This window comes from Endozoicomonas sp. SESOKO1, from assembly GCF_024606265.1.
Classification (GTDB): domain Bacteria; phylum Pseudomonadota; class Gammaproteobacteria; order Pseudomonadales; family Endozoicomonadaceae; genus Endozoicomonas.
This window is the reverse complement of the sequence record NZ_JAHHPP010000330.1, coordinates 18,828-31,912: the sequence shown is the minus strand read 5'-3', so window position 1 is coordinate 31,912 and position 13,085 is coordinate 18,828. Positions and strand designations below refer to the sequence as shown.

Annotated in this window: 13 protein-coding genes; all 13 read left to right on the top strand. The window is 51.0% G+C overall.

Going from position 1 to position 13,085, the window contains the following annotated elements; translation table 11 throughout:
• Positions 1-589 (top strand): hypothetical protein (locus KDK13_RS15110; protein WP_257285802.1); only part of this gene is annotated, 589 nt, incomplete at its 5' end.
• Between the two features lie 222 nt (positions 590-811).
• Positions 812-1,594, top strand: coding sequence for a 30S ribosomal protein S2 (gene rpsB / locus KDK13_RS15105; RefSeq protein WP_257285801.1), 783 nt, complete (start codon positions 812-814; stop codon positions 1,592-1,594).
• 199 nt (positions 1,595-1,793) lie between these two features.
• Positions 1,794-2,654, top strand: a complete 861-nt coding sequence (tsf, locus tag KDK13_RS15100; RefSeq protein WP_257285800.1) for a translation elongation factor Ts — start codon at positions 1,794-1,796, stop codon at positions 2,652-2,654.
• An 80-nt stretch (positions 2,655-2,734) separates the two neighbouring features.
• Positions 2,735-3,466 (top strand): UMP kinase, encoded by a 732-nt coding sequence (pyrH, locus tag KDK13_RS15095; RefSeq protein ID WP_257285799.1) that lies wholly within the window; start codon positions 2,735-2,737, stop codon positions 3,464-3,466.
• A 2-nt stretch (positions 3,467-3,468) separates the two neighbouring features.
• Positions 3,469-4,026: a ribosome recycling factor gene (frr, locus tag KDK13_RS15090; protein ID WP_257285805.1), complete on the top strand. Its 558-nt coding sequence runs from the start codon at positions 3,469-3,471 to the stop codon at positions 4,024-4,026.
• A 194-nt stretch (positions 4,027-4,220) separates the two neighbouring features.
• Positions 4,221-5,000, top strand: a complete 780-nt coding sequence (uppS, locus tag KDK13_RS15085; RefSeq protein WP_257285798.1) for a polyprenyl diphosphate synthase — start codon at positions 4,221-4,223, stop codon at positions 4,998-5,000.
• Positions 4,994-5,797, top strand: a complete 804-nt coding sequence (locus tag KDK13_RS15080; RefSeq protein WP_257285797.1) for a phosphatidate cytidylyltransferase — start codon at positions 4,994-4,996, stop codon at positions 5,795-5,797. The genes uppS and KDK13_RS15080 overlap by 7 nt, the downstream gene beginning before the upstream one ends.
• A gap of 3 nt (positions 5,798-5,800) precedes the next feature.
• Positions 5,801-7,015, top strand: a complete 1,215-nt coding sequence (gene ispC, locus KDK13_RS15075; protein WP_257285796.1) for a 1-deoxy-D-xylulose-5-phosphate reductoisomerase — start codon at positions 5,801-5,803, stop codon at positions 7,013-7,015.
• Positions 7,012-8,415, top strand: coding sequence for a sigma E protease regulator RseP (rseP, locus tag KDK13_RS15070; protein ID WP_257285795.1), 1,404 nt, complete (start codon positions 7,012-7,014; stop codon positions 8,413-8,415). The genes ispC and rseP overlap by 4 nt, the downstream gene beginning before the upstream one ends.
• A 132-nt stretch (positions 8,416-8,547) precedes the next feature.
• A complete protein-coding gene (gene bamA / locus KDK13_RS15065; RefSeq protein ID WP_257285794.1) occupies positions 8,548-10,869 on the top strand; it encodes an outer membrane protein assembly factor BamA in 2,322 nt (773 codons plus the stop codon).
• Between the two features lie 104 nt (positions 10,870-10,973).
• A complete protein-coding gene (locus KDK13_RS15060; protein ID WP_257285793.1) occupies positions 10,974-11,483 on the top strand; it encodes an OmpH family outer membrane protein in 510 nt (169 codons plus the stop codon).
• Between the two features lie 6 nt (positions 11,484-11,489).
• Complete coding sequence (lpxD, locus tag KDK13_RS15055; protein ID WP_257285792.1) at positions 11,490-12,503, top strand: UDP-3-O-(3-hydroxymyristoyl)glucosamine N-acyltransferase; 1,014 nt, start codon at positions 11,490-11,492, stop codon at positions 12,501-12,503.
• Between the two features lie 116 nt (positions 12,504-12,619).
• Positions 12,620-13,060 carry a 3-hydroxyacyl-ACP dehydratase FabZ gene (fabZ, locus tag KDK13_RS15050; protein WP_257285791.1) on the top strand — a complete coding sequence of 147 codons (441 nt, stop codon included), beginning with the start codon at positions 12,620-12,622 and terminating at the stop codon, positions 13,058-13,060.
• Positions 13,061-13,085 lie beyond the last annotated feature (25 nt).

Genomic DNA, 13,085 nt, shown 5'->3' with positions numbered 1-13,085 from the left:
GAAATTGATAATAAATGAATCTGTTTTAATTCTTAAAATCACTGATTATTGGCTGGTTTATGGCCGATTTATGGAGAGCGCCTGTATGAATCCCGGAACCATGATTACTGGTACCCATACCTCTTATATTGATATTTCTGGCAACCCTGGCATTGATATCGATGCAAGCGGATCTGTTGATGAGCGCCCAACAACCACCCCCTGGTACAGGTCTGACGATGCAAAAAAGTACTGGCGGGGGCTGGCCGTTGTTTCCCTTGGTACAGCCCTGGGTGCAGGCGGTGAGATGCTGGGCAACTCCCTCGCATTGCAGCGGGATGGGTATTGGCCTTTGCACACTATCGGGAATCCGCAGCCACTTTTGGGAGCGGTCATGGGTTTTGGTTACGGGTTTATCCTCGCCGTATTTAATGAAGCCGTATTTCGCCCAATAATGAAAGTCTGTTTAGAAAACAGAACCATCAGCACGCCGCGGAGTCAACCGGCTGCCATCACTACCCGGGTTGAAATTCCTGCTGATCATAGTGCTGTTGGGGATGTAAGTGCAGTCGTCAGAAAAAGTTTCGAAAATGGCCCGGATATGGTATAAAGCGCCACTTGATTTCGAGATGCGATTTCAGGATGGGGCGCATTGCGTTCAGTCTCAGGGCTGGGCAAAATAAACCCTGCTTAACTAACTGTTGAAAATAGATCTCACATTCACCGACACATCATTCCGGGTGCCAGCTCTTTTCAGGGATGCTTTTTTCTGTGAGGGCCTGGTCGAATGCATGGGGTGTTTGGAGGCATAACCCTGAATCAGGAGATTCCCATGACTCAAGTCACTATGCGTGACATGCTCAAGGCTGGCGTGCACTTCGGCCACCAGACCCGCTACTGGAACCCAAAGATGAACAAGTACATCTTTGGTGCGCGCAACAGAATTCATATCATCAACCTTGAGCACACCCTGCCTGCCTTTAATGGCGCCCTGCAGTTTATCGGCAAACTGGCTGAAGGCAAGAACAAGGTTCTGTTTGTTGGTACCAAGCGCGCTGCTGGCAAAATCATTCGTGAAGAAGCTACTCGCAGTGGCATGCCTTACGTTGATCACCGCTGGCTGGGTGGTATGCTGACCAACTACAAGACCATTCGTCAGTCCATCAAGCGTCTGCGTGATCTTGAAAGTCAGCGTGACGACGGTACTTTTGAAAAGCTGACCAAGAAAGAAGCGCTGATGCGCAGCCGTGATCTGGAAAAACTGGATCGCAGCCTGGGCGGTATCAAGGATATGGGCAGTCTGCCAGACGCTCTGTTCGTTATCGATGTTGAGCATGAGCGTATTGCCATCCAGGAAGCCAACAAGCTGGGTATCCCTGTTATTGGTATCGTTGATACCAACTCAAGCCCTGAAGGTGTGGACTACATCATTCCGGGTAACGATGATGCGATCCGTGCTATCCAGCTGTACCTGAAGGCTGCTGCTGATGTGATTCTGGAAGGTCGTACCCGTGCAAGCACTGGTGCTGAAGACGAGTTTGTCGAAATCGAAGAGCCTTCTGTGGCTGAGGAAGCTCCCAAGGCTGAAGAAGCGGAAGGTTCTGAAGAAGCCTGAGGCTTCGAAGATCCGGCTTCAGGCAGCATCTGAGTAAGCTGGTCCTGCAGCAATAGAAGGTGCTGTTTGCCGATTTTGGAAAAAAGTAAGGGGGCTTTGCCCCCTTTTTTCCGATGTACAGATAACTATTCTTTTATGCCGATTTTATTTTATTTAAGATGGTGGCATAAAAAGACGGTCAATTTGAGAGGAATCAACCATGGCAGCTATTAGTGCAGCACTGGTAAAAGAACTGCGTGAGCGAACAGGCCTGGGCATGATGGAGTGCAAGAAAGCACTGGTTGAAGCACAGGGTGACATTGAAGTTGCAATCGAAGAGATGCGTAAGTCCGGACAGGCAAAAGCGGCCAAGAAAGCCGGTCGTATCGCGGCAGAAGGTATTGTAACCGTTAAAGTGGCTGACGATGCCAGCTTTGGTGTGCTGGTTGAAGTCAACAGTGAAACTGACTTCGTAGCCCGTGATGACAACTTCCTGGGCTTCGTTCAGCAGGTGGTTGACGCTGCTTTTGCCCGTAAGGAAGCAGACGTCAATGCCCTGATGGAAGGCGAACTGGAAGAAGCCCGTCAGGCGCTGGTTCAGAAGATTGGTGAGAACATCGGTGTTCGTCGTATTGCTATCGTTGCAGGCGGCGTTATCGGTTCTTACGTTCACGGTAACAACCGCATCGCTGTCCTCACCCAGCTGGAAGGTGGTGATACTGAACTGGCCCGTGATATCGCCATGCACGTCGCCGCTGTTAATCCTCAGGTGGTTAACAAGGAAGACATGCCGGCAGAGCTGGTAGAAAAAGAGAAAGAAATCTTCAAGGCCCAGGCTGAACAGTCTGGCAAGCCTGCCAACATCATCGAGAAGATGATTGAAGGCCGTATCAGCAAGTTCCTGGCAGAAAGCAGCCTGGTTGAACAGCCTTTCGTTAAAGACCCTGATACCACCGTTGGTGCCCTGGCCAGTAAAGCCGGCGCTACTGTAACCGGCTTCGTCCGTTTTGAAGTGGGTGAAGGTATCGAGAAAGAAGAAGTGGACTTTGCTGCTGAAGTCCGCGCTCAGGCAGGACTGTAATAAAAAGGCCAGCCCATTGGGTTGGCCTTTTCGTGTCTATCCGTGAGTGTAATTTAGCCAACCAGACTCGGAAACTGAACATGCCGGCAAGTGATAGTCAACCAAAATACAAGCGTATACTGCTGAAGCTCAGTGGTGAAGCCCTTCAGGGTGAGGGTGAGTTTGGTATTGATCCCAGGGTCCTGGATCGAATGGCCCTGGAAATCGGTCAGTTAGTAGGGATCGGTGTACAGGTTGGTATCGTTATTGGTGGTGGAAACCTCTTTCGTGGCGCGGCCCTCAGTGCTGCAGGCCTTGACCGGGTAACCGGCGATCATATGGGGATGCTGGCAACCGTGATGAATGCCCTTGCCATGCGTGATGCCCTTGAACGATCCAATATTAATACCCGGGTTATGTCCGCCATTCCCATGAGTGGCGTTGTTGAGCATTATGATCATCGCCGTGCCATGAGGTATCTCAACTCTGGTGATGTGGTGATTTTTTCTGCCGGTACCGGAAACCCGTTTTTTACCACCGACTCAGCAGCCTGTCTGAGAGGCATTGAGGTGGGCGCCGATGCTGTCCTCAAGGCCACCAAGGTTGACGGTGTCTATGACAAGGATCCGGTAAAGCATTCTGATGCGGTTAAATTTGATCAGCTGACCTACGATGATGTCCTGGAGCGCAAACTGGGCGTTATGGATTTAACAGCGATTTGCCTGGTACGAGACCAGCAGATGCCGGTTCGGGTATTTAACATGAACAAATCCGGCGCGCTGTTGAATCTTGTGGTCGGCGGTAATGAAGGAACACTGGTAAACGGGGGTTAATGATGATCAATGAGATTAAAGATGATGCCAGAGACCGTATGGGCAAAACCATTGAATCGTTGACGGTTGCTTTCAACAAGATTCGTACCGGTCGAGCTCACCCAAGCCTTCTTGATGGTATCAGGGTTTCTTACTACGGCTCAGAAACGCCGCTGAGTCAGCTGGCTAACGTTTCTGTTGAAGATGGTCGTACGCTTGCGGTGCGTGTCTGGGAACGGCAGATTGTCCCTGACATTGAGAAGGCGATTCTGAAGTCTGACCTGGGTCTGAATCCTTCAACGGCCGGTGAGGTTATTCGTATTCCCCTGCCACCGCTGACCGAGGAAACCCGTAAGGGCTATATTCGTCAGGCGCGTCAGGATGCGGAGAACGCCCGCATTGCCATCCGCAATATTCGCCGTGATGCCCTGGCGGATATCAAGGAGCTGGAAAAGGAAAAAGAGATCAGTGAAGACGATGAACGTCGTGGCCAGGACGATGTTCAGAAGCTGACGGATAAATTTATTGCTGAAGTTGATAAATACCTGTCTGCCAAGGAAGAAGATTTAATGGCGATCTAATGGCTGACAGTACTGGTTTGGCGTCATTGCCCTGTCGGGTATTTCCGGCAGGAAAAAGGATGCAATGACGGCGAAATTTCAGGCGTCAGTTGTCTTTTGATACGTTGTGGGTGCTTGCTTTTTACGGCAGGCTCCTGCAAGGTTCTATTGTTACACTTTTTTTTTACCTGCCAATTTTCAGATCGTCTTAATCCATGGCCAATACATTATTACAGGGAAAAAGCGGCATTCAGGGAGTTCCGCAAGAGAGGCTGCCGCGCCATGTGGCTATTATTCTTGATGGTAATAACCGTTGGGCCAAACGGAAACACCTGCCCGGGCTTGCCGGGCATCGCGCGGGTGTTAACCGGGTTCGTGAAGTGGTTGAAGCCTGCGTTGACCAGGGTGTTGAAGTGCTCACGCTGTTTGCTTTCAGCAGTGAGAACTGGAATCGACCGGTCATTGAAGTGAACGGACTTTTGCGCCTTTTCCTGGGGGTTCTCAAGCGAGAGGCCCGGCGGTTGAAGGAAAATCGCATCAGGCTGAAGGTGATCGGTGACGTTACCCGATTCAGTCCTGAAATCCAGAAATACATTCAAGAAGTAGAAACGCTGACTTCTGATGATTATCTGGTGACGCTGGTGATTGCTGCCAACTATGGTGGCATGTGGGATATCGCTACTGCTGCACGGCAACTGGCAGAAAGAGTGGCCCGTGGCGAGCTTGAACCGGAAAGTATTGATGAGTCAACGCTTGAGCAGCATCTCAGTACCTCCGGTTTACCCGCGCCGGACCTTTTGATTCGTACCAGTGGTGAGCAGCGAATCAGTAACTTTCTGTTGTGGCAATGTGCTTACAGTGAATTTTATTTTACCGATACCTTGTGGCCTGATTTTGGCCGTGAAGAATTACAGCAGGCACTGCTAAGCTATGCCCGTCGCCAGCGACGATTTGGCAAAACCAGCGAGCAGGTGGAGGCTGAAACACTGTGCTGAAACAAAGAATTATAACGGCGCTTTTATTGGCGCCAGTTGCCCTGGCAGGCGTGTTTCTATTGCCGTTGGCCGGTTTTGGTGTCTTTATTGCCGCTATCATTATGGTGGCGGCCTGGGAGTGGGCAAACCTCTCCGGTTTTGAACAACGATCTGTACGTCTGGCCTATGTGTTGGCTATTGGTGCTTTCTGTGGTCTGACACTTTTTTTGTCTCCCTATCTGATCCTTGGTCTGGCTGCCGTCTGGTGGCTGATCGCTTTTATTCTTGTCAAGCAATATCCAGGGAGCGGGTCCTTGCTTGAGAGCAGGGCTTTCAGGTTGATGACGGGTTTGCTGACCCTGGTGCCGGCATGGCTGGGTCTTTATCAACTCAAACAAATGACAGACTCAGGCTGGTTGATCGTTACCCTTCTGGTCATGGTCTGGGCGGCAGACTGCGGTGCTTATTTTGCTGGCAAACGTTTCGGTAAAATAAAGCTTATCGAGCGGGTCAGCCCCAAAAAAACCCTTGAGGGACTGGTTGGGGGGTTACTGTTTTCCATGCTGATTTCAAGCCTTGTGACGTTGCTTGGCAGTGTCAGCTTTGCTCAGGGGGTGTCACTGTTGACACTGACCATACTGACCGTTCTGGTTTCCGTTCTGGGCGACCTCTGGGAAAGTGTTTTGAAACGTTACCGGGGTGTCAAGGACAGTGGCAACCTGCTGCCGGGTCATGGTGGTGTGCTCGACCGAATTGATAGCCTGACTGCGGCCGTTCCGATATTTACGCTTTATATCATGATAACCAGGGGAGTATAGGTCATGACCGTATCATGCTCTCAATCTGGCAGACAGCGGGTTTGTGTGTTGGGATCCACAGGGTCCATTGGTAAAAGTACATTGGATGTTATTGCCCGCAATCCGGATCAATACAGCGTTCACTCTTTAATAGCGGGCAAAAATGCAGATCTTATGCTGGAACAGGCTCGTCAGTTCCGGCCGCAATATATCGTTATGGCGGATGATCAGGCAGCCAGCAATTTAAGGGCAGATCTTCAGTCTGAAGGCCTGAAAATTTCTGTTGAATCCGGCCTGGATGCCATGAACCAGGTGGCGGCCGATGGTGATGTTGATGTGGTTATGGCCGCTATAGTCGGTGCTGCAGGGCTATCGCCAACCCTGGCCGCTGTTCGTGCCGGAAAAAAAATACTCCTGGCGAACAAGGAAACGCTGGTGATGACCGGTACGTTGTTCATGGATGCGGTCAAGGCGTCTGGCTCTGTACTCCTTCCTATTGATAGTGAGCACAACGCCATTTTTCAGTGCTTGCCTGCTGATCACCACAGGGGCCTTGATCGGGCAGGGGTCAGAAGAATATTGCTGACCGCTTCCGGAGGTCCATTTCGACAGTCGCCGGTGGAAAGTTTTGCCGCTGTTACCCCTGAACAGGCCTGTGCCCATCCAAACTGGAGTATGGGGCGTAAAATTTCGGTAGACTCTGCCACGATGATGAATAAGGGGCTGGAGTTTATTGAAGCGTGCTGGTTGTTTGATGCCCGCCCTGAGCAGGTAGAGGTGGTGATTCATCCGCAAAGCATCATCCACTCAATGGTGGATTATGAGGACGGCTCGGTACTTGCCCAGATGGGAAATCCCGACATGAGAACGCCCATTGCCCACGCCCTGGCATGGCCGGGAAGAATACCCTCCGGTGTTGCTCCCCTGTCCCTGACCGAGATCGCCAGACTGGACTTCTATGCTCCGGATATGATGCGTTATCGTTGCCTGAAACTGGCCCAGGATGCGGCACGCACCGGTGGTACCGCAGCTGCTATGCTCAATGCTGCCAATGAAATTGCCGTTGATGCATTTCTGGAACGCAAACTGCGTTTTGACCGTATACCTGAAGTGATTGATGCAACATTGCAGACCTTGCCGGTCATGAGTGCCCGGGATATGGATCAAGTGCTGGAAGCTGACAGGGAAGCTCGCTATCTGGCGCAGAAACAGGTTTCACAAATGCAGGGTGTTGCATGATTTTTGAATCACTCTTGTCGGATATTGCCGGTTCAGCGCAAACCCTATTTGCTTTCGTGGTGACCCTGGGAATACTGGTCAGTATTCACGAATATGGTCACTTCTGGGTTGCCCGGCGCTGTGGTGTCAAGGTTCTCCGCTTCTCCGTGGGGTTTGGCAAGTCATTGTGGAGTTGGACTGACCGTCACGGCACTGAATACAGCATTGCGGCCATACCGCTGGGTGGCTATGTCAAAATGCTTGATGAGAGGGAAGGGCCGGTACCTGCTGATGAACAGCACCTTTCCTTTAACAGCAAGCCCGTCCTTTCCCGGATTGTGATTGTTGCTGCCGGGCCTGCCGCTAACTTTCTGCTGGCCGTTTTTGCCCTTTGGCTGATGTATATGGTGGGTGTTCGTACCCTGATGCCACAGGTGGGTGAAGTGGTTCCCGATTCACCGGCTGCCGTTGCAGGCATTCATTCCGGAGACGAAATCGTTGCCGTGAACGGTGTGGAAACGCCGGGCTGGCAGGCGGTAAATATGGAGCTTCTGGCCTACATTGGTGAGAGCAGAAATCTTAATGTCTCTGTCCGCTCTGGTGAACCCGGGGAAGTTCCTGAAGGGGCTGTCCGCGATAAAAGCATGGCGATCGTTGACTGGCTGGTTAATGAAGAGCAGCCAAACCCCATTCGCTCTCTGGGTATAGTGCCATACTCTCCTGACATCCCAGCGGTGATTGGCCAGTTAGCGGAGGATGGGGCAGCAGCGAGGGATGGTCTGGAGTCCGGTGATAAAGTCCTGCGTGTTAATGGAGAAACCGTCGTTGACTGGATGCACTTTGTTGACGTGATCCGTAACCATGCGGGTAAGCCGCTGCAATTGCTGGTTGAACGGGGTGGTGTCAGCCAGGAGATTCAGTTAACCCCGGGCAGTCGCTCCACTGATGGGGAGACAACCGGTTTTATTGGTGCTGGCGTACAACCGGTTTCCTGGCCTGAGAACATGATTCGCCACTTACAGTTCGGGCCGGTTGACTCGTTGCTGAAAGGTGCCCAGGCGACCTGGTCATTGACCAGCATGACCCTGGAGTCCCTCTGGAAGATGGTTGCCGGGCTGGTTTCAGTGAAAAACTTGAGCGGTCCGATAACCATTGCTAAAGTGGCTGGCGCGTCGCTTGAGTCCGGACTGGAAAATTTTCTCTATTTTCTGGCCATGTTGAGCGTCAGCCTGGGGGTGTTGAACCTGCTCCCTATTCCGGTGCTGGATGGTGGTCACCTGCTTTTCTACCTTGTTGAAATGGTCAGGGGAAAGCCGCTTTCTGAGAAAACACAGACACTGGGTTTGAAAATAGGGGTAACCTTTGTTGTTGGAGTGATGATGTTGGCCATGTATAACGACCTCAGTCGCCTCTTTCAATAATGCCTTCAATCATCCTGGTGCAAGAAAATTACTTTGCGCTCTGCGCATCTGCAAATCATGAATAGCGGTGTGGAAATTGAAGAGCATGTTTTTCACGTTAATGCGAAATGAACACGGATAAGAACGGATTCCATGAAGCGATCACTGTTGTCTCTGCTGATTGGCTCTTTAGCCATCGTGCCTGCTGCCCAGGCCTTTGTCGTCTCAGATATCCGGATTGATGGCCTTCAGCGGGTTTCAGCCGGGACTGTATTTAATGCCCTGCCTGTTGAGGTTGGTGATGATATTGAATCACCGGATATTGCCGGGGCTGCCAGGGCGCTTTATCAAACCGGGTATTTCAATGACATTCGCATGGCCCGTGAAGGTGATGTGCTGGTGGTTGCGGTTGTTGAACGACCTTCCATCAGTGCAATCGAGATCGAGGGCAATAAGGCCATCAAGACGGAAGACCTGATGACTGGCCTGGAACGTTCCGGCCTGGCTGAAGGTGAGATTTTCCAGCAGGCTACACTGGAAGCGATCCGTCTTGAGCTTGAGCGCCAATACGTTGGCCAGGGGCGATATGGTGCCAGGATCACGGCCGATGTTGAAGCGCAGCCCCGTAACCGGGTGAAGTTGCGTATCAATGTCAAGGAAGGCAAGGTGGCTACCATACAGCATGTCAATGTTGTGGGTAATACGGCCTTTCCCAAAGATGAGCTGATTGACCTGTTTGAGCTGCAGAAGTCCGAGTGGTATCGGTTCTTCAGTTCTGCGGATAAATACTCCCGTGAGAAACTGTCCGGTGACCTTGAGCGTTTGAGGTCATGGTACCTTGATCGCGGTTATATCAATTTTAATATTACCTCCACACAGGTTTCTATCAGTCCTGACAAGCAGAGTGTCTATATCACGGTCAACGTTGACGAGGGTGATAAGTACACAATCAGTGACGTCAAGCTTGCCGGTGACTTGATTATTCCGGAAGAAGAGGCCAAAAAGCTGCTGCTGGCCCAGCCGGATCAGGTGTTCTCCCGTAAACTGATCACCACCACAGAAGAAATTCTGAGCCGTCGCCTTGGTAACGAGGGGTACACTTTTGCCAATGTGACGGGAATTCCAAAGCCGGATCATGAAAACAAAACCGTTGAGTTGACCTTCTTTGTGGATCCGGGCAGAAGAGCTTACGTTCGTCGCATCAATTTCTCGGGTAATACCAAAACCGATGATGAGGTACTGCGTCGGGAAATGCGCCAGATGGAGGGCGCTTCTGCCAATACCCAGAAGATTGAGCAGTCCAAGGTGCGGCTTGAGCGTCTCGGGTTTTTCAAGGAAGTTAATGTTGAAACGCCGCCTGTTCCCGGAACCAGCGATCAGATTGATGTGAATTACACCGTAGAGGAGCAGCCTTCTGGCAGTGTGACCGCCAGTATCGGTTACTCCCAGTCTGATGGTCTGCTGCTCGGTGGTTCTGTCAGCCAGAGCAACTTCCTGGGTACTGGCAACAAGGTGACGGTTGGTCTGAATAAAAGTGATGTCAGCCAGCTCTACAATTTCAGCTTTATGGATCCCTATTACACCGTTGATGGGGTATCCCGCGGTTTTGATGTCTACTATCGAACTTATGACTACAGTGATTCGGACATCTCCAGTTATGCGGCTGACACGTTTGGCGGTAACGTCCGTTTCGGGTATCCATTGTCTGAAACAGAGTCCATTAATTTCAGTCTCGGGATTGATGGTACTGAGATTACCACCGGTTCTGGCACGCCTCAGGCGATTATCGATTATCTCGCCGCAGAAGGTACCAAGTTTACCAATATCAAAACGTCGCTGGGCTGGTCACAGTCAGAGCTGAACCGTGGGCTTTTACCAACGGCCGGTTATTCCCAAAGTGTATCGTTGTCGGCTGCTTTACCGGGTTCAACCACCACGTTCTATAAGCTGCTTTATCGGGGACAATATTTCCAGCCAATTACCCGCAGTTTAACCGCACGGTTTGCCACCCGCCTTGGTTATGGTGGTGCCTATGGCGACACTTCAGAAATGCCGTTCTTTGAGAATTTTTATGCCGGTGGCTTTGGTTCTGTCAGGGGATTCAAGGACAACTCCCTTGGACCAAAGGCTGCGCAGCGGGATAACAACGATGACTACAACAGCATGGGTGGTGATGTGCTGATTGAGGGTACGGTTGAGGTGCTATTCCCATTACCGTTTGTCAAGGATCAGCGTTCATTAAGAACCAGTGTGTTCTTTGATTTCGGTAATGTGTTTGATACCACCTGTGCCAATCCCGACCTTGTCACTGATTGCTACAAACCGGACCTGGGTGAGCTGCGCTACAGTGCCGGTGTGGGCCTGACCTGGATTACCCCCCTTGGTCCGCTGACCTTCAGTCTGGCCAAGGCCCTGAATGCCAAAGGCAAGGATGAAACCCAGACCTTCCAGTTCTCTCTGGGTACGCCATTCTGATAGTGTTCTGCCCTCCTGTAAGAGGGCGCTTTACGTAATTAAAAGGTGCTATCAGGCACCTTTTCTTTATAATGCACCATTTAACCGTTTTCAGGAGATTTATTTTGAAATCGATCAGACTGGCATTCCTGGCCCTGTTTCTGCTGGCCCCTCTGGCCAATGCCGCCACGACCGGCAGTAAAATCGGTGTGCTTGATACCTTGATGGTATTGAGTGAATCCAACGCTGGCAAACAGTACGCCAAAACGTCTGAAGCCACCTTCAAGCCCCAGTTAGTCGCTCTGCAGAAACTGGAAAATGAAGTTCGTAATATGCAGGAAAAACTGCAGAAAGATGGCCCGACATTGAGTGCCGATCAGTTGAAAGTTCGTCAGCTGGAGTTACAGCGCAAGTATGAAGACTTGCAACTGAAAGGACGACAGTATCAGACTGAAAAGGGAGAAGCGGATAATGCAGAGCGTGAAAGACTGCGTCCAAAACTGCAGGCTGCCATCGATAAAGTCGTTAGTGAATTAAAGCTGGACCTGGTCATTGATCGCCAGATGGCCATCTATGCCAGCCCGGGTATCGATATTACCCGCAAGGTTATTGAAAGCCTGAACCAGATGAAGTAATCAATCATGACTGATGTTTATACTTTGTCCCAACTGGCAGATAAGTGCGATGCCCGGCTGCAGGGAGATGGGGATAAGCAGCTCTCAGGCCTGAATACCCTTCAGGATGCACAGGGGCATGAGTTAAGCTTTCTGGCTAACCCGGCTTATGGCAAATATCTGGAAACCACTCAGGCCGGTGCTGTTATTCTCAGCCCTGATTCCGCCAGTGGGTTTTCCGGAAATGCCCTGATTATTGATAACCCATACCTGGCTTATGCCCGGCTGTCGTCACTGTTCGATCCTGACCGCGGTGGTCAGGAAGGTATCCACCCCAGTGCGGTTGTTGATCAGACAGCGATGGTTGATGCTACCGCTGCTATCGGTGCCAATGTTGTTATTGAGGCAGGTGTGCAGATTGCGGCGGGTGTACGCATTGATGCCGGTACCGTGGTTGGTCACGACTCCGTGCTCGGTGCCGGTGTCCACCTGCATCGAAACGTTACCATCTGCCACGGTGTTACCATCGGCGATCGGACCATCATTCATTCCGGAGCGGTGATTGGTGGTGACGGCTTTGGTAATGCCCACTCCGATGGTCGCTGGTACAAAATAGCGCAGATCGGCGGTGTGGTGATCGGCAGCGATGTTGAAATAGGCAACAACACCTGTATAGATCGCGGTGCGCTGGGTGATACAGAGATACACAATGGTGTCCGCCTGGATAACCTGATCCAGATTGCTCACAATGTGGTGATTGGCGAAAACACGGCCATTGCGGCCGGTGTCGGTATTTCCGGAAGTACAGCGATTGGTAAAAATTGTACTATTGCCGGAGCAGCCGGTTTTGCCGGTCATCTGACCATCGCCGATGGTACGTTTATCAGTGGCATGGCCATGATTACGCGCTCAATTACCAGGGCTGGTTCCTACTCTTCGGGTACCGGTTTTATGGAGAGCCGTGAGTGGCGGAAAAACGTGGTTCGTTTCCGGCAATTGGATGATCTGGCCAGGCGGGTTAAGCAGCTGGAGAAGTCGTGATACTGATAATGAGTACACTGGACGCCCTCTGTTAACCACCGGTGAGGATTGTTGCGATAAAGAAAAGGCTGGTTCTCCAGCCTTTTTCTGTTATCGAAGATTAGAGTTTATGGCGAATGAGACGAATTGAGGAAATTAAGGAGATCCTGCCCCATCGGTATCCTTTTCTACTGGTGGATCGGATTCTTCATGTGGATATAGAAAATGGCACCATCGAGTGTCTTAAAAATGTATCCAGCAATGAGCCACATTTTAATGGTCATTTCCCTCAGCATCCGGTGATGCCGGGGGTGTTGATTATTGAAGCGATGGCTCAGTCGGCAGGTATCCTTGGTTATCACATTCGCAAGACGGATGGCGATACCATCTACTATTTCGCCGGAGTGGATAAAGTGCGTTTTCGCACACCGGTGGTTCCTGGTGATCAGTTGATTCTTCGTTCAAAACTGCTGGCACTGAAACGGGATATCTGGAAATTTGCCTGTGAGGCGGTGGTTGATGGTAATATGGTCTGCTCTGCAGAAGTTACGTGTGCAAGAAAGGAAATAAAATCTTGAGCGACACACCCTCCGTTACTGATTC